The sequence below is a fragment of the Armatimonadota bacterium genome, from assembly GCA_016125185.1.
Classification (GTDB): domain Bacteria; phylum Armatimonadota; class Fimbriimonadia; order Fimbriimonadales; family Fimbriimonadaceae; genus Fimbriimonas.
On sequence record WGMG01000006.1, the window covers coordinates 1,541,516 to 1,559,138 of the forward strand.

Here is a 17,623-nt window from a genome sequence, read left to right on the forward strand (position 1 = left end):
TCCGCAAGTCCTCCTCTTCGTGGGAAGTGGCCAAAGTCACCTATGAACCCCTCCTCCATCACTTGTCCTACCAACTGACACGTAGGGTCACATCTGGTAGCCAGGGTGTCGAAGACCCCTGGATAGATCCGAATCTGCAACAGTCCAAGGAGTCCCGAATATCGGGACGACCCGGCGCTTAGCGCCGCTCCACCAATAGCTTCCAAAGCAAAACCCGCTTTGTCCGCTCCGCAAACGCTCATCGAAACCACGCGACCAACGTGATCGCCAACATCGAACAAACCAATTGGCAGATCGCAAAAACGAACACCACTCGCGTCTCCGGCCACCCCGCTTTCTCAAACGCGTGATGGATCGGCGTGTACGGAAAAATCTTCCGTTTAAACAACTTCACCGACCCGATCTGCAACGGCACCGGAACAAGCTCGGCCACCATCATTAACGACCAGATGCCCAACGCCACGTAAAACGTCATGCTGTGCTGAGTAGGCTGGAGCGTGTGGCCGAACTCCGCGAACTGCGGCAACCTCGGCGCCGCCAAAAACCAAAATCCGCCCAAAAACGCCCCAATCGGGAGCGACCCGACGTCGCCCATAAAGACCTTCGCCTTGGGCGCATTCCAGTACAGAAACGGCAGAATCGCCCCCAAGAACACAAAAATCGCCGTGTTCGAGTACCCCGCTTCCTGGCCGCTCACCGCGGTCATGCCGAACATCCCCACGAGCAAGCCCAGCAACAGCGTCCCAGCCAAACCGTCCAACCCATCGCTGAAGTTATACGCATTGGCAAAAAACAGAATCATGAACGTCCCGTATGCTAACGGCAACGGCGACGTGTAGCCCGCCATCGCCAGCGGAATGATTGCAAACACCAATTGCATCACGATCTTCTGCTTCCAACCCAAGCCACGCTTCCCCGCCATCATCCGCGGAACCACAAAATCGTCCACAAACCCGATCAGAGCGAATAGCAAGATCAGCAGGTACATCGGCCAAACCGACGTCGACATATGTGCAAACGGCAACGCCCCCAACACGCCAGCCAAAATGATCAAGCCACCCATCGTCGGCGTTCCCTGCTTGACTTGGTGCGTGTCCGGCGCATGCTGAGACACCGTCTGGCGCGACTTCATCGCGACCAACAACTTCATGATCGGAAACGACGTCACCGCGCTGATCCCAAATGCTGTCCAAAACGACGTCAGGCAGTCGGTCGAGAGTTCTAAAATCAAAATGCCTTCTCCATTTCCAGCGCCCGACTTCCCTTCACCAAAATCGTGTCGCCCGGCCCAGCCCAACTCAACTTCGACTTCAACTCATCCAGCGATGAAAGCCGCTCGAACCGCCCCGAATCCCCTCCACGCTTCAAATACTCCTGCTCGATGAACTCCGTCTCGTCCCCGAAAACGAAGATCTGATCCACCTTCGACTTCGACAATCGTCGCCCAATCGAACGGTGGCCCTCTTCGCTCTCCAATCCCAATTCGCGCATCGTGCCTAAAACCGCCACCCGCTTACCCTCGCTCGGAACCTCTTCCAAGGCCTGGAGCGCTGCCAAGACCGCTGGCGGGTTCGAGTTGTAGTTGTCCATCACCAAAGTCGCCCCCTGAAAGTCGCGAATCTCCATGCGCAACGGCGGCAAGGTCGCCGTCTCAATGCCGCGGCACGCCGCCTCGATCTCCGCCCCAGCTTCCACCGCCGCCAGCAACGCCGCCGCGACGTTCGTTGCCAAATGCCGACCTACCGTCGGCATCGTCAGCGACCATTTTTTGCCGTCGAGCACGCCCTCAACCTTTGCCGAAGTCCAGTTCAAAGCTTCATACGAAGTCACCTGGCAGTCCGCGTTTCCGCCAAACCCAAAGGTCCGAATCCGACGGTTGCCTGCCACCGCGATCAAATTGCCCAAATATTCGTCTTCGGAGAAAAGAATCGCCACGCCGTCCGGCGAGAGCGCTGCCAGCATCTCTGCTTTCGCCGTCGCAATCCCCTCTCGCGATCCCACCAACTCCACGTGCGAGTAGCCCACGTTCGTAACCACGCCGATCGTCGGCCGATTGAACGAGGCCAAATGCGCGATCTGACCAAACCCGCGCATCCCCATCTCCGTCACCACGACCTTCGTCTCCGGTGTCAGTTCCGGCCACAACAGCGGACCTGTAAACTCGGAGTTGCGATTCCCATGCGTTTTCAACACCGGCCCCAAACAAGCGCAAGCCGATGCGGCGAACTCCTTGGTCGTCGTCTTTCCCGCGCTCCCCGTAATCCCGATCACGGGACCGTGGAACTCGGCTCGAAACGAGCGCGCCATCTTCGCCAGCGCTTCCACCACGTTCGGCACCAGGATATATCGTCCGTGGATCGGTCGCTCGCACAGCACCGCCACCGCTCCCGCCGCCAGCGCCGATGGCACGAAATCGTGGCCGTCCACCCGCTCGCCCTTGATCGCGATGAAAAGGTTCCGCGGCTTGATCTCACGGTTGTCGGTGGCAAACCCGGTTAGCGTCATGTCGTCGCCCACCAGTTGCCCGCCGCATCGCCGCGCAATGTCGGCGAGGCTATGGTTCACTTAGCGCCTCCCGAGCCGTCTCGCGGTCGTCCAAATGAATCTTCTCCCTGCCAATGATTTGGTAATCCTCATGTCCCTTACCGGCGATCACAACGGTGTCTCCCGCCGTCGCCCGATGTATTGCAAAATGAATCGCCTCTTTGCGGTCCTCTATACGGACGGATTCCTTGCCGGATGGGATTCCCGCCGCAACTTCTTCCAAGATCATTTTCGGATCCTCTGTCCTCGGGTTGTCGCTCGTCACCACTGTCAGGTCGGACCGCTCGGCCGCCGCCCGCGCCATGATCGGACGCTTGGTCGCGTCTCGGTCGCCTCCACAACCAAACACCGTGATGATCCGATTTCGCGTCAACGGTCTTGCCGCATCCAAAAGCTTCTCCAATGCGTCTGGTGTATGAGCATAATCGACGATCACTCCGATGCCTCGGGTGTTCACAATCGACTCGAATCGCCCCGGCACCGGCGTCGCCGACGGGATCGCTCCGACCACCTGGTCCAAGGAGAATCCCAGCCCCAATAACGCCGAGGATGCCGACAAGAGGTTGGAGACGTTGTAGCCTCCGGCGAGGCGCGAGACAGCGGTTCGGGCTGCTCCTCCAAAGGTTAATTCGAGTTCGATTCCCGTTAACGAGACTTCGATTGGGTTTCCGCGCAATTCGGCTTCGCTTCCTGCCTCAAGACTCGATCTCAAAGCGCGGCCCGAGAACTCCGACGCCCATCGCGCCCCGACCGGGTCATCAACGTTAAAGCATCCAACTGGCGGCTCAAAATCGGAGAAAAGACGCCACTTGGCTCGCTCGTAAGACGAAAGGTTTCCGTGAAAATCCAGATGGTCTTGGGTCAAGTTGGTAAAGACCGCGACATCGAATTCCAACCCCTCCACTCGCTTCTGCGCCAGCGCGTGCGACGACACTTCGATGGCCATCGCCTCCACCCCTGCGTCTCGCGCGTCTGCCATATAGTTATAGAGATCGACCACGAACGGAGTGGTGTTCGGCAGTTCCATCGTCAGGCCCGGATATTGCAATCCCAGCGTTCCCAGATACCCCGAACGAAGCCCGAGCGCCGTCAGCATATCTCGCAAGATCCAAGCCGTCGTCGTCTTCCCGTTGGTGCCGGTCACCCCGACCAGCTTCATCGCCCCCGAAGGGTTCCCATAAAGCGTCTTGCATAGCCGCCACAAGTTATTCTCGTAGTCGTCCAAGAACAGACCCGCTGCCCCCCGACACTCGATCAGGGCATCCGATTTGTGAACGACGGCGCCCACCGCGCCCGCCTTCAGAGCCCCCGCGATGAACCTATGGGCATCCGTATTCGAAGAGGGCATCGCGACGAAAAGGTCGCCAGGCTGAATCTTGCGGGAATCCATCACCAGCCGCCGAACTTCCGCGTCTCCGTGGACGACGTAGTTCGTGATTCCCGATAAGGAGCAAAGCTCGCTAAGCCTCATGGAGTCTTAGCTGTAGTTTGACTGATTTCCTCGGTCGCAGGAATCCTCAAATTCTTGATGACCGACTGCGCCACGTCCTTGAACACCGGTCCCGCCACTTCGGCGCCGTAGTATTTCGCGCCCTTCGGGTTATTGACCATGACCAAGACGACCGCTTCTGGGTTCTTTGCCGGAATCATGCCCACAAAGTTCGAAACGTGCCCGACCGTCTTACCGCCCTTCATCTTCTGCGCCGTGCCCGTCTTGCCGCCTAGGTCGTAGCCCGAAATCTGCAGCGCCTTACCGGTGCCCATCTTCATGACCGCCGACATGCACTGAAGCAGATAGTCGCAAGAATCTTTCGAAAGCACGCGCTTCGGCTCAAACTGCTCCTTCGGCTCCACACCATCGATCGACTTCACCAGCTTTAGCGGAATCTTGTAGCCGCCGTTTGCAATCGTGCAGAAGGCCCGCGCCAGCGTGATCGGCGTCACATTCATCGACTGCCCGAAGCCCCAAGTGGCCGTCTGCAAGCGCACTGCCCACTTATCCGGGTTGATTTGGTTGTTCACCTCGCCCGAAAGTTGCAAGCTCGTCTTCTCGCACAGCCCCATGTCCTTCATGTACTGGTAGAAGTTCTTTTGGCCGATCTTCAGCGCCCATTGCGCCGCCGCGATGTTACAGCTTTCCGCGATCGCCTTCACCGGGTCCACATTGCCATGCGCGCCGTGCGTTTGGTCGCAGTGAATCGTCGATTTTGAGTTGATCGAATACGCGCCCGCACAGAAGAAGTGGTCGTTCGCATGCACCAGTCCGTCGTTGTACGCCTTAGCCAGAGTCAAAATCTTAAATGTCGAACCAGGCTCCAAAACTTCCTTGTAGGCCGGATTCTTGCCGTCCCACTTAGAGCTCACGTCCTGGTTCGGGTCGGGGCATGGCCAGCTCGCCATCGCCAAAATCTCGCCCGAGGTCGGCGAAACCACGATCGCCACTCCGTCGTCGGCCTTGTCTTCCTCGACCGCCTTCCGAATTGCGACCGCCGCCGCAGTCTGAATGTTCGGGTCGATCGTCGTCACGATCTTCGATCCGTCCTTGCGAATCTTGTCCGGCTCATAAGAGCGAAGCGGCAGAAAGTCGCCGTTGTTGTCCTGCAGGCCGCGCTGACGCCCGTCCTCGCCTTGCAAAAACTCGTTCAAGCTCGATTCCAAGCCAACTCGAATCGCTTTCTTGTCGTCGCCTGGCACCATGCGCTGAAATCCGACCAGCGCACTGGCGTATTGCCCCAGCGGATACGTGCGATCCTGCGCCGAATCCACCGAAACGCCGTCCGCAGACCAATCCTTCTTGATCGCCAAGACTCGCTTCTTTTGGTCCGGCGTCAGTTCATCCGGCCAGGTGCGTGTTCCCTTGTCGCGATCTTCGAACTCGTGCGCAGGAATGCCCGTGGCTTCCGACATTGCAATGCCGAAAGCCGGCACCCTCGGAATCTTGGCAAAATTGATCGTCAGCACCCATGCGTTCGCGTCGGTGGCCAAGGGTAAGAGGTCTCGACAGTAAATCGAACCACGCTTGGCGTGGTCGATCTTCTCCACAAAATACTTGTTCACCTTGTCGGCCAATTCCGTCGTGTGCTCCGCTTCCAATCCCTGGAGTTTGAGCTGGGACAGGCCCGCCAAAGTGAACAATCCGGCCATCCCAAGGACCGCCGGATTGATCGAATAGAGTTTTTTTGCGCGTCGAGACATCCGTTTCTCCTGCAAACTTAATTTTGCGCTAAAAGGGTCTCTTGCTGGGTCACGATCGGCCCGTATTTTCGAACAAAGCCGCGCTGGTCGGCCCATTCGGCAATGGACTCCTGCGACTTGTCCGAGGTCAGCGCCGTCTTCATCTGTCGATCTTCTTCCCGAGCCATCGCGAGAGGCTTCGTCATCGACTTGATCTGCGCCCGCTGGCCCTCGGCCAGAATGTGCGCGGTCAGCGAGAAAGCGAAGTTCCCGAGAATAAAGACCACGAGGAAGACCACAGAGGCCTGAACCGTCATGGGTAGAACCTGAGATTTGGCGCGCGATGAGACGCGGATACCCTCTCGGTATCGACCCTTACTACGAATTGCTACTGATGCGTTCATGATGACTATCCTTGTCGTTGGGTTTTGTAATGAACCGGAGCTTGGCCGAGCGGCTGCGCGAGTTGCGCCTGACTTCAGCTTCGGTCGGCACCAGCGGCTTCTTGCCGCCGGGCGTAAATCCTTCTTCCGCGAGCTTCGCGAAAACGTTCTTGACGATTCGATCCTCGCCGCTGTGGTAACTCAGCACCGCGAGACAGCCACCTGGCTGCAGGCATCGCGCGGCATCGTCCAGAGCCTCCGCCAGCCCGTCCAGTTCGGCGTTCGTCATGACCCGGATCGCCTGAAATGTGCGGGTCGCCGGGTGAATCCTCTTATCGCGCGCCTTGACCGGAATTGCCGCCAGCACGCACTCCACCAAATCGTCGGTGAAGCGCAACGGCTGATCCTTCCGCCGCTCGACGATCTTCTTCGCAATCGCTCGGGCCCATCGCTCGTCCCCGTATTCGATCAGCGCATCTTCGATCGCCTGCGGCGAAAGCCGATTCAACAAAGCCGCTGCGGGCTCGCCCCGACTGCGATCCATTCGCATATCGAGCGGTCCGTTTTGCCGAAAAGTGATGCCCCGGGTCGGATCTTCGATCTGCGCCGAATTCAACCCCAAATCGAGCAAAATCCCATTTGGCTTGATCGAATACTCCTGCAGAGCCAGCTTCATCTCCCTGAAGTCAGAGTGGATGAAGTGAACCGTCACGCCCGACGGACTGCCGATTCGCTCTCGCGCGACCGCCAGCATCGACTCATCCCAGTCCAGACCAACCAGCGTTCCACCTGGTCGAATGGCGTCGATAAAGTGAAGCGAGTGGCCACCGAGCCCGAGCGTTCCATCCACCACGCAATCCCCCGCTTTTAGCGAGAGCGCGCGCAGGACCTCTTGGACCATGACCGGCTCATGAGGAAAAGTTCGTGGTTCCATCATGATCGCGCCCATCACTCCGGCGAGAGCAACCGCTCAAGCCTCCTGAGTTCTTCTTCCTCTTCGAAAGCCTTCTTGCGGAGAGTGTCCAGGTCTTGTCGTTGCGAAGCCATGAAGCCCACCGGACTCTCGATGAAATTGCTGTACGCCGAACCCGACATGAGCGTGAAGTCTCGCCCGCTGGCGATCACCACGCATTCGTCTTTAATGTCGATACCCATCAGCTTTCGCAAATCGGCAGGAATGTTCAGGCGATTCGCATTGTCGATCTCGGCAAATCGAACGTGGGAGTAGACCGCGCTCAGGTAGTACTTCGCGCTGACGTTGTCTTTCGAGAACCGGCTTTCAACCTTGGCCCTGATCTCGTCGAACTCCTGCGCGGGATAAATCCTCATAACCTTCGATGCGTCGCAAACCAACTTCACGTCAGTGCCGAGCGCATCGCGGATTTCCTTTTGGAGCGTAATGCGGCCCTTTTCATCGACGCGGACCGGTTCGTGGCGAGTGACTTGCAATGTCAGGTCCGGCTCTTTTCTGATCTTTTCCGCCATTGTGGACCTGCCGCTGTCTACCTCTTAAGACTTTTGTGGGCAGGGGAGTCTGCATCCATGCATCCACCTGCCCGTAATTCTTGAGTTGGCACCCCAGCCTTCTCAATCCACCTCCATCCCAGAGTTGAATGAGATGATTATACGGGACTTTCTCCCACAGAACAACCCCAATTTCCCACAAAATTTCAATTTCTTACACGTTAAGAAAACTTCGACTATTTTGTCTAGTCATAAATGATACATTTATGTATATTTATGTCTACTATTATGGAATTAGCAATTTCTGTCAAATGCCCCACTCGTGCCAAAACGTGCCGAAATTTGAACCTGAGACGGTCAAACGTGGGAATTCTCCCCAAAATGTCATAGATTCCCACGACAAATGCAAAAGGACCGCCCGGCATATAGCCCAACGGTCCTTTGAAGCCGAATATCGACGACGAAAGTATCTACAGCAGGTGCCGCCTTTCGCGCAGGGACTGTTTGATCAAAACTCCCGTCGAGAAGGTGCCGGCTGCGAATACTGATATGGTTGCGAGGAGGGTCCAAATCATAGCTATTCAGCTCCACACACCTAATTCCATGAGGCTTCGAGCAAAACCCTGGTACCAACCCCAGACTTCGAAACCCATCATAATAGAGGTATGGAATCGCGCTTGCTAGACGTTCTTTCGGAACGCGTCCTCATCTACGACGGAGCCACCGGAACTCAGTTCCAGGCCGCTGGTCTAAGCGCCGACGACTTCGTCCTGGACCCCAGCAAGTTCGATGGACAGCTTAAGGCAACCGCCCAACGCCTGAACGGCCTTTCCCTCGATGGCTGCAACGAACTCCTTGTCGCGACCCGACCCGACATCGTCGAAGCCGTCCACTCCGCCTACTTCGAAGCCGGCTCCGACCTCGCCGAAACCAACACTTTCGGCACCACCTCAGTCGTCCTCGGCGAATATGATGTTCCCGAACTCGTCTACGACCTCTCCGTCCTCGGCGCGCAGATCGCTCGCCGCGCCGCCGATAAGTACTCGACTCCCGACAAGCCTCGTTTTGTCGTCGGTGGTCTCGGTCCTGGAACCAAGCTCGTCAGCCTCGGCCAAGTTACGTGGGACGATCTCGAGAAGACTTACTGCGAAGCCTACACTGGCCTCATCGTTGGTGGCTCCGACGCCCTTCTTGTCGAGACCACGCAAGACCTCCTCATGGTTAAGTCCGCCATCGTCGCCGCCAACCGCGCCATGGCCGAGACCGGCAAACGACTTCCCCTCTTCGTCCAGGTCACGATGGAGCAAACCGGAACCATGCTCCTCGGTTCCGAAATCGGTGCTGCCCTCAATATGGTCGAATCCTTCCCCAGCGTGACCGCCTTCGGTATGAACTGCGCAACCGGCCCGGTCGAGATGGCCCAGCACGTTCGTTTTTTGGGGCAAAACTCCACCCGCCCCATCGCCGTCCAACCCAACGCCGGCCTCCCCATCATGGAGAAAGGCCAAGCCGTCTACAAACTCACTCCCGAAGAGTTGGTCCACCACCATACGAATTTCATCGAGCAGCATGGCGTCGCGATGGTCGGCGGCTGCTGCGGCACCACGCCCGCCCATATCAAGGCGGTTTCGGAAGCCCTGAGCGGACACAAACACACCGCTCCGGCTCACTGGATCAAAAAGCGCATCTTATATAGTGGATTCAATTTCGAGAACGATTCGCCCGAAAAGATGGAGGGGAAGGCGCTCGTCGGTTGCTCCAGCCTTTACCAATTCCAGCCGTACAAGCAGGACAACTCCATCCTGATCGTGGGCGAAAAGACCAACGCCAACGGTAGCAAAGCCTTCCGCGAAATGCTCGCCGCCGAGAACTGGGAAGGTCTCACCGAACTCGCCCGCGACCTCGAAGCCGAAGGCTCCCACGTCCTCGACGTCTGCACGGCCTACGTCGGACGTAACGAGGCTCGCGACATGGAGATTTTGCTCGGCTATTACAACCGCCACATTACGGTCCCGATCATGGTCGACTCGACCGAGGTCCCGGTCATCGAAGCCGCCCTCAAAAAGCTGGGCGGAAAGCCGATCGTCAACTCTATCAACTTTGAAGACGGCGAAGAGCGAACCCAGAAAGTCTTGGCCCTTTGCCGCAAGTACGGCGCTGGAATTGTGGCCCTCACCATCGACGAAGACGGCATGGCCAAGTCTGCCGAAAAGAAGCTGGAGATCGCCCGTCGACTCATTGACCGAACCCGCGCGGTCGGAGTCGCCGACCAGGACGTCTTCATCGACTGCCTCACCTTCACCCTGGGTAGCGGCGACGAAGAGTTCCGCGCGAGCGCCATCGCGACGATCGACGCCATCGCGGGCCTGAAGCAAGAGTTCCCGCTGGTCAATACCATCCTTGGCGTCAGTAACGTGAGCTTTGGCCTCCGACCCGCCGCACGGCAGATTTTGAACAGCGTTTTCCTTCACTTTGCTGAAGAAGCTGGCCTCACGTCGGCCATCGTTCACTTCAGCAAGATCGTGCCGGAAAGCAAAATCGACCCCGAAGTCTGGAAGATCACGAGCGATCTGGTGTACGACCGACGCGAGTTCGCAACTGTATAGCCAACGCCCCAATCTTCCCCCGAATTCATTCGAAATTAACGAACCCCGTGTATCCTAACAAGACACATGTTCGCTGCGCTCACTTTCGCCATGACCCTCCTGCCGATGATGGCCCCAATCGACGACCTGAAGATCGAAGACGTCAAGCCGGGTGACGGCGTGGCGGTGAAGCAGTTCGACGTCATCGAGGTCCAGTACGTCGGGACCCTCACCGACGGAAAAGAATTCGACTCGTCGACCAAACACGACAAGGCTTTTCGATTCCAAGTCGGCATCGGTCAAGTCATCAAGGGTTGGGACCAAGGTGTCATCGGTATGAAAGCTGGTGGCGAACGAAACCTCACCGTTCCGCCGGAACTCGCCTACGGCGACCAAGCTGTCGGTGACGTCATTCCGGCTAAGTCGACGCTGAAGTTCAATGTCAAAATCGTTCGCATCGTCCCGTCCGCCAAGGTCGAAGTGGAAACTCCTGGTACCGGTGATCCGATCAAACTCGGTGACATCCTCGACTGCAAAATCAGCATTAAGCTTCCCGACGGTAAGGAGTTGGCCGACCCTACGAAGGTCACTCCGGTTCAACTCAGTCCTCGCGTGATCCCTGGCTTCAACCAGGCGCTCGCCGGCATCAAGGTCGGGGAGAAGCGCAAGGTCACGGTCGGATACGAACTCGCCTTCGGAGAGAAGGGGATTCCCGCGGTCGATCAAGGCGATCAGAAAGCCGGGTCCGTCGTTCCTCCTAAGGCCGATCTGACGTTCGAAATCGAAGCCATCAAGTTCCACTCATAAGAATTTTCTAAAAAATTCTTCCCACATCCGAAAAAGCTGTGATATAGTTACTGAACCGGTTCAGCAAGGATCAATGATGACCTTAAAACAACTATTCACAGGACTAGCCATCACCTCAGCATTCGCTTTACTCTTAGGCGGGTGCAGTGCCGGTCCACAGCCAGTGGACACGGATGTCGTTCAGAAAAACGCTGATGCGAATACTCGCGTTAAGTCGATTTATGATGCTGCTGGCGGAGACTTCGACAAGGTTCCAGACGGAGACAAGAAGTTTCTTATCGACCGTTACAAGAACGAAGAAGGTGCCCGAAAGGCCTTCGATCTGATAAAGAATCCCCCCGGCGGTCTGCCCGGGGCACCTTCTCCGAACCAATAGGACACCTGCCATGCAGCGCAAGCGATTCACGATCGGAGACGTAGCCCGTCTTGCCGGAGTAGGCAAGGTGACGGTCAGTTATGTTCTAAACGGTCGTGGCGAAGAGAACCGAATCAGCAAAGAGACGCAGGAGCGGATCTTTGCCGCCGCCCGTGAGCTCGAATATCGCCCTAGCGCCGTTGCCCGAAGCCTGGTTAGCAAGCGCGCAAACGCCATTTCCATCGTCTTCCAGTATGCCAACTACTTCCGCGCCGGCTCGTCGTTTGTCAACGAGCTGATGCGAGGCGTCTGCGAAGAATGCGTCGACGCCGATATCAATCTAATTCTTCACACCCGCAGTTTCGACTCGGTTGCCGAAGAAGCCGACGCGCTCATGGACGGGCGAACGGACGGCGCACTGATCCTGCGTGACTTCGATGACCCGCTCCTAGAAGTTCTGCACCAACGCCAGTTCCCTATCGTCACGTTTTTCTCGCACCCAAACGAGCCATCCATCCCCTTTGTCGATGCCGACAACGTCGAGGGAGGCATCACCGCCACGCAGCACATGATCGAACTTGGCCACCGGCACATCGGCATGGTTACCGGCTCGCCCGGTTCGGTTGCTTCCAATGACCGATGTTCGGGATACCAGCAGGCACTTCGCCAGTTCGAGGTCGAAGTGAATCCTTCGATGATTATTTCGTCTCACGCACCGGGTGATTTCGAAGAGAACTTCGCCACCTGGTTCAAGACCAACAATCCGACCGCCCTCGTGTGCTGGTCAGACGACATCGCCTTCGCCTGCATCAAGATTCTCACCAAGCTCGGGGCATCGGTCCCAGACGACGTCTCCGTTATTGGATTCGATAGCTCCGAAGAGTGCAACCGTACCACCCCGCCACTCACCAGTATGCGGCAGCCCATCTTCGATATCGCCCGATCCGCCGCCCGCACGCTCATCGCCGCCACCCGGCTCGAACCTGCGGACGTCAACACCACTTTCCCGCTCACGCTCGACGTGAGGGGCTCGACCAAGCAACACCAACACAATTCATCTTCAATGAAGAGGACATCATGAAGAAATCATCAAAAGCATTTACGCTCATTGAACTACTCGTAGTCATCGCCATTATCGCGATTCTGGCGGCCATCTTGTTCCCGGTCTTCGCCCAAGCGAAAGCCGCGGCCAAGCAGTCCGTCGCTCTCTCCAACATGAAGCAGCTCGGAACCAGCCTGCAAATCTACCTCGCCGACAACGACGATATTCAGGTTCCGCGCTCCACCAGCGTTGCCACCACTCCGCTCCGAACCGAGCGAAACTGGAAGATGCTGACGGCACCGTACGTCAAGAGCCGCGACATCTTTCGCGACCCGATGAACCCGGCTGCGCGATACTATGACAACCAGTCTGACCCAGCTTACGCCGCTCTGTATGGCTACGCTGTGTTCCCGGAGAACGAGCGATACGTTCGCGGCTATGCGCTGACGAACCTGTTCTATCTCACCGGCAAGTGGGATGACTTCGGTCTCTCTCCAACATCGCTTTCCGAACCAGCCAAAATCATGGCTCTCGTCGAACAGAAGCGACCTTGGCCAGATGCCGGCGCTTACCTGAACTGGACCAAGAACGAAGACGAAACACCGGCCTATCCGGGCGGACTCGGACTCGGTTGGACCTGGGGCGGCTTCAAGCGAGACGATAAAGCCATGATCGTCACGTTCCACGACTCACACTCGAAGATCACGACGCCGAGCCAGATTTGCGGTAAGAGCAACGAGATCAACATGTGGGGCTACCAGCGAGATCAGCTTCCCGTCTCGGGCGCTTACATCTCCGGTGCGACCCTTGAGTGGCTCGACACCTACTGCACAACTCGCCCGGCTGGCTTCTAAGGCTCGCCGAATACGACGATAAGAGTTCATTCGGGAGTGGCGACACTCCCGAACTTTTTTCGATGCACCCATGATCACTTCGCTCGTGGCCTTTTCGGCCCTCACCACTTCGGCTCCCGACCTCAGCGGATGGAAGCTTCTCGATGACTGCTCGCACCGTGCATTCAACTATTTCGTTGAGCGATCTGACGCGGCAACCGGCTTCACCAAAGATCGATCCGCGAACTTTACACCGGAGGACAATCCCGAGCATGTCGTTGCGAGCGTGGCCGCCGTCGGCTTTGCTTTATCGGCCTACGCAGTAGGCGACCATCGCGGCTGGATGACGCACAAGGAAGCTATCGCCAAGTCCCGAAATACGATTCGGCACATGATCGACCTCGCCCCAAAGTCTCACGGCTGGTACTACCACTGGCTGAACTGGAAAACGGGCAAGATCGAGTGGAACAGCGAAGTATCGACCATCGATTCATCCATCTTCTTCTGCGGCCTCATCCTCAACGAGCGCGCGCTCAAGGACCCAGAAATCTCGAAGATGACTTCAAAGATTCTGAAGGGGATCGACTGGGACTACATGCTCCACAACGGAGGAAACAAACCCGAGAAGAACATGTTTACCATGGGCTATCAGAATGGACATTTCCTAGATTCCGACTGGGGCGAGTATTCCGAAAATGCGATGATCTACCTGCTGGCCATCGGTCTCGATCCTTCCCTGCCCGCCGACCTTTGGAAAGCATTTGAACGCAAAAAATACGAAGCCTACGGCAAAACCGTGCTGTCTGGCGGACCGCTTTTCATGCACCAGATGTCGCATATCTTCTTCGACTTTAAGGGCAAACGCGACGGCCTCGGCATCGACTACTGGGCCAACTCTCGCCTCATGACCTTGCTTCAACGCCGGTATGCCACTGAGAATCCCAAGGGCTACAAGGGCTACTCCAAGGATATCTGGGGCTTCAGCGCTTGCGATATCCCTGACGGATATGGAGCCCAAGGATTCCCTGGCGGCTATTTAGGCGACAACTTCGACAACGGCACTCTCGCCGCTCCGGCGGCGCTCGCGTCGATGATGTTCACGCCCAAGGAGTCGATGGCTGCCGCCGACGCCTTCTACCGGGAATATCGCGATGCCTACGGCCGGTACGGCTTCAGCAGTGGCATCAATCCGACCAAGAATTGGCATTCGGCCGACATGATCGGAATCGATCAGGGGCAAATGATGCTTGGCATCGAAAACGCCCGTGACGGCTGGCCGAACAAGACTTTCATGTCGCATCCGGCGGTCAAACTGGCAATGAAAAGAGCCGGATTCCGCGAGACTAAAGAAGGTCCTCTCGAAAACCGGCCCGTGATCGTATCCGTGAAATAGATTGTTTACTTGTAGGCGTTAGCGCAGAGCACCTGGACGCCGTGCGAGAATCCGTAGTTGACATCCGCGCGGGCAAACCCAACATGCTGCAGCAGATAGCACATGCGATGGGCGGTGTATCCCCACTTGTGATACAGGCCGTCGTTGTGTTGGTCGCCCCATAGCGCCATCGCGAACAGCCCCCAGCGGTGGTTCGTGTGGTATTCGTTGGTCACTTCGGTGTACATGTTCGGTTCTGGAGCACCCAGAAACTGCGCGGCACACCAAGCGATGTCCGGCACTTCAATATAGGCCATGCCTCCCGGCTTCAGGACGCGGTGGATTTCGCGGCAAAGCGTCTCGCCGTCCTTGAAACCGAAGTGTTCGAGGACGTGGCTGAGCAAGATTTCATCCGCAGAGTTGTCGGCGAAAGGAAGAAGCGGAAAATCAGCCGGAACGACCTGATCGTTGGCCGGGAACTTGTCAACATTCGTCCAACCGGCTCGAACGTCGGAACCACAGCCAAGATTGAGTCGAACGACATCAAGAGATTGTTGAACCATGCCCTGATTGTCGGTACATTTGCGAGGATTCTTAGTCGGGGTTTGACCCAAGTATTTTTGTCGCCCAGGTTCAATACTGCCCGCATGGAATGAATCGGACAAGGAAACAGTCCGATGACATTTGTCGCCGCCGTATTGATGCTCCAGATGGGCCCTAACGCTTGGAAAGCGAAGGGAGAAAAACTCCTTCAACTTCAACGATTTCAGGAGGCCAGCGAAGCCTTTTCCAATGCCGCCGCTGGGTACGAAAAGACCGGTGATCCGAACGCAGCCAAGATTCTGCGAGAACGGAGCCAACGCTACTACTCAACCGTCGAACTCTATGCGGAAGAACCTGTCCAGCCGACCACCGGAGCTAAATATGAACCCGCCAGCGGCATGTACCTCGGTGCGAATATCGAGCGCGAAGACGCCACCCACGCACCTGCCAAATTCAACGAGTTGGTGGGCAAGAAGCATGCGATGTACTTTATGTATCGCCGGTACGGCGAAGCGTTCCCGTACCTGTTTGCCGATGAACTGAAGAAGGCCGGTGCGGCGCTCCAGATCGCTTGGGAACCCGATTCTCTGGACGACGTGGTAGACGACGACTACCTGGTCGACTTCGGCGACGCCATCAAGAAGAGCGGCATTCCCGTCTTCCTGCGCTTTGCCAGCGAAATGAACGGAAGTTGGGTTCCTTACACCGGAAATCCGACGCTGTATAAGGAGAAGTTTCGTTTGGTCGCTAACCGGGTGCGGGCCATCGCTCCTAATGCGGTGATGGTTTGGAGCCCCAATGCCATACCCGAAAAACCGATCGACGACTATTATCCCGGTCAAGAATATGTCGACTGGGTGGGCGTGAACTTCTATTCGGTGATGTACAACGATGCCGACCGAGCCCGCGCCGCCGACTGGCGCTTCCCGACCGACTCCATCGACTACGTGTACAACAAGTACAGCCCGGTGCACCCGATCATGATTTCGGAGTGGGCTGCTTCGCACCGATCCAGCATCGACGCGGACGACCGGCCCGACTTCGCGGAAGGAAAGATCCGTGAGTTCTTCCGCACAGTTCCGCTCAAGTATCCTCGTGTCAAATGTGCGAGTTGGCTAAGCTTTAACGCGCTGAAGTACGCCCGTAGCGACCGACAGCTTAACAACTATTCTCTGCTGGATAACTCCGTCGTGGGCGACAGCTATCGAAAGGAAATCGACGACTCATACTTCTTGTCCCAGGTTGGCTCCACCGACGATGTTCGCTGGAAGAAGGTCGATACCGACCTCGTCAATCGTCCTGGCCGAAAGCTCCGAGTCTTCTTCCGAAGTTACGACCATGGTGCGTCCGTCCAGGTCGAAGACAGCACAGGCAGCACCAAGACGTTTGGAGCAAACGTCCCCGAATTCGAAGTCGGCGACGGCGCTCGCTATGTAGACGTGTCTCTGCTCGACTCGAACGGAAAACCGATCCTAAAGAAGAGATTCTCATTCAAACTTTAGCCAAAGGGCTTGACAAATATAGTAGACATAGATACACTATCAATGTCAACCAAGGTTCTCCTAAGCATTGGGGAGAACGCCGGGGTCGGGCCAGCCACAAAAACCTGACCTCGAACTTGGCTGAGTACATGAATGATCTCTGTGGGATAGGGGGGCGCCCCCCGCTTCCCTTCTCATTAGAGATTTCACCGCTTCTGTTTGCGCAACCGTAGGCAATTAATCCTATACTGAATTGTCTATGTGGCAACGGTTTACGGAGTCAGCTCGAAAGTGCGTTTTTTATGCTCAGGAAGAAGCGCAGGCATTTGGCGAAGGGTATGTTAGCACCGAACACATCCTTTTAGGGCTTCTTAGAGATCGAGAGAACTTAGCTTGCCAGGTGTTGTCGAGGCTTCAAAGCAATATCGACGAAGTCGTTGACACCGTTAAGAAGCAGCTTCCTCGGGGCGACGCCAGGCCGAACGCGGACATGACGCTCACGCCGCGGGCCAAACGAGTGATTGATCTGGCCTACGACGAAGCCCGCATCCTTGGCAATAACTACATCGGCACCGAGCACCTTTTACTGGGATTACGACGTGAAGGAGACGGACTGGCAGGACGCTCGCTAGCACAATGTGGCGTCGAACTGGAGCCACTTCGACAAGCAGTCAGCGAGATCCAAGAAGAATTAGGATATGACAAATCCGAAGCAAAGAACCCCAGGACAACCTCCCCTTCAGAGCAGGCATGGCAACACCGCGTCGTCATGTCGCGGGTCAAAGAGTGGGCGTCTTGGGCTCAGCAACTAACCGACGAGGCCGTGCCATACGAGCAAGACCTCCAAGTTCTGCGTGAAAGGACCCAAGAAATCCTGACGGACATGCAACGATCGCTCTTGCTGGGGCTCTGCATGGAAATCGCCGAAGGTGGATCGCTTGAAGCCAGTGAGAACTGGCAAAAGCTTCGTCTGACTGCCGAGCAAGCCGCCGCCCTCAAGGAGATCGGCGGCAAGGCTCGCGAAGTTCTGAAGGACTAGC

14 protein-coding genes and 2 pseudogenes are annotated in these 17,623 nt (G+C 56.8%); 7 read left to right on the plus strand and 9 right to left on the minus strand.

Annotated elements, in window-relative coordinates; genetic code table 11:
• Positions 1 to 238 precede the first annotated feature (238 nt).
• The 7 genes from GC165_15275 to GC165_15305 are packed head-to-tail and all read right to left on the minus strand — an operon-like array spanning position 239 to position 7,586.
• Positions 239 to 1,231: a hypothetical protein gene (locus tag GC165_15275; protein MBI1334231.1), complete on the minus strand. Its 993-nt coding sequence runs from the start codon at positions 1,229 to 1,231 to the stop codon at positions 239 to 241.
• Positions 1,228 to 2,565 (minus strand): UDP-N-acetylmuramoyl-tripeptide--D-alanyl-D-alanine ligase, encoded by a 1,338-nt coding sequence (gene murF, locus GC165_15280; protein MBI1334232.1) that lies wholly within the window; start codon positions 2,563 to 2,565, stop codon positions 1,228 to 1,230. The genes GC165_15275 and murF overlap by 4 nt, the downstream gene beginning before the upstream one ends.
• Positions 2,555 to 4,015, minus strand: coding sequence for a UDP-N-acetylmuramoyl-L-alanyl-D-glutamate--2,6-diaminopimelate ligase (locus GC165_15285; GenBank protein ID MBI1334233.1), 1,461 nt, complete (start codon positions 4,013 to 4,015; stop codon positions 2,555 to 2,557). The genes murF and GC165_15285 overlap by 11 nt, the downstream gene beginning before the upstream one ends.
• The gene (locus tag GC165_15290; protein ID MBI1334234.1) at positions 4,012 to 5,835 is read right to left on the minus strand and encodes a hypothetical protein; all 1,824 of its coding nucleotides are present in this window, start codon (positions 5,833 to 5,835) and stop codon (positions 4,012 to 4,014) included. The genes GC165_15285 and GC165_15290 overlap by 4 nt, the downstream gene beginning before the upstream one ends.
• Positions 5,757 to 6,122 carry a hypothetical protein gene (locus GC165_15295; GenBank protein MBI1334235.1) on the minus strand — a complete coding sequence of 122 codons (366 nt, stop codon included), beginning with the start codon at positions 6,120 to 6,122 and terminating at the stop codon, positions 5,757 to 5,759. Before GC165_15295 ends, GC165_15290 begins: the two co-directional genes overlap by 79 nt.
• Positions 6,097 to 7,053 (minus strand): 16S rRNA (cytosine(1402)-N(4))-methyltransferase RsmH, encoded by a 957-nt coding sequence (rsmH, locus tag GC165_15300; protein ID MBI1334236.1) that lies wholly within the window; start codon positions 7,051 to 7,053, stop codon positions 6,097 to 6,099. The genes GC165_15295 and rsmH overlap by 26 nt, the downstream gene beginning before the upstream one ends.
• On the minus strand, positions 7,050 to 7,586 hold the full coding sequence (locus tag GC165_15305) for a hypothetical protein (GenBank protein ID MBI1334237.1): 537 nt from the start codon (positions 7,584 to 7,586) through the stop codon (positions 7,050 to 7,052). Before GC165_15305 ends, rsmH begins: the two co-directional genes overlap by 4 nt.
• Before the next feature lie 644 nt (positions 7,587 to 8,230).
• Between GC165_15305 and GC165_15310 the strand changes: the two genes are divergently transcribed.
• Both GC165_15310 and GC165_15315 read left to right on the plus strand, forming a co-directional pair.
• Complete coding sequence (locus tag GC165_15310) at positions 8,231 to 10,171, plus strand: methionine synthase (GenBank protein ID MBI1334238.1); 1,941 nt, start codon at positions 8,231 to 8,233, stop codon at positions 10,169 to 10,171.
• Positions 10,172 to 10,279: 108 nt separating this feature from the next.
• A pseudogene (locus tag GC165_15315) lies at positions 10,280 to 10,609 on the plus strand (hypothetical protein).
• A gap of 481 nt (positions 10,610 to 11,090) precedes the next feature.
• On the opposite strand, the gene GC165_15320 reads toward GC165_15315, so the two are convergent.
• Positions 11,091 to 11,345, minus strand: a complete 255-nt coding sequence (locus GC165_15320; GenBank protein ID MBI1334239.1) for a hypothetical protein — start codon at positions 11,343 to 11,345, stop codon at positions 11,091 to 11,093.
• Here GC165_15320 and GC165_15325 point away from each other — a divergent pair.
• The 3 genes and pseudogenes from GC165_15325 to GC165_15335 all read left to right on the plus strand — a co-directional run bounded on the left by GC165_15325 (position 11,344) and on the right by GC165_15335 (position 14,580).
• Complete coding sequence (locus tag GC165_15325; GenBank protein ID MBI1334240.1) at positions 11,344 to 12,393, plus strand: LacI family DNA-binding transcriptional regulator; 1,050 nt, start codon at positions 11,344 to 11,346, stop codon at positions 12,391 to 12,393. The two genes, GC165_15320 and GC165_15325, sit on opposite strands and share 2 nt — an antisense overlap.
• Positions 12,390 to 12,539 (plus strand): annotated as a pseudogene (locus GC165_15330) (prepilin-type N-terminal cleavage/methylation domain-containing protein). The gene GC165_15325 and the pseudogene GC165_15330 overlap by 4 nt, the downstream one beginning before the upstream one ends.
• Before the next feature lie 739 nt (positions 12,540 to 13,278).
• Positions 13,279 to 14,580 carry a hypothetical protein gene (locus tag GC165_15335; protein MBI1334241.1) on the plus strand — a complete coding sequence of 434 codons (1,302 nt, stop codon included), beginning with the start codon at positions 13,279 to 13,281 and terminating at the stop codon, positions 14,578 to 14,580.
• Positions 14,581 to 14,585: 5 nt separating this feature from the next.
• Here the strand turns inward: GC165_15335 and GC165_15340 are convergent, their stop codons facing one another.
• Positions 14,586 to 15,122 (minus strand): methyltransferase domain-containing protein, encoded by a 537-nt coding sequence (locus GC165_15340; GenBank protein MBI1334242.1) that lies wholly within the window; start codon positions 15,120 to 15,122, stop codon positions 14,586 to 14,588.
• Positions 15,123 to 15,236: 114 nt separating this feature from the next.
• Here GC165_15340 and GC165_15345 point away from each other — a divergent pair, with 114 nt between their 5' ends.
• A complete protein-coding gene (locus GC165_15345; protein ID MBI1334243.1) occupies positions 15,237 to 16,604 on the plus strand; it encodes a hypothetical protein in 1,368 nt (455 codons plus the stop codon).
• Between the two features lie 238 nt (positions 16,605 to 16,842).
• On the plus strand, positions 16,843 to 17,622 hold the full coding sequence (locus GC165_15350) for a hypothetical protein (protein MBI1334244.1): 780 nt from the start codon (positions 16,843 to 16,845) through the stop codon (positions 17,620 to 17,622).
• The last annotated feature ends 1 nt before the right edge of the window (position 17,623 follow it).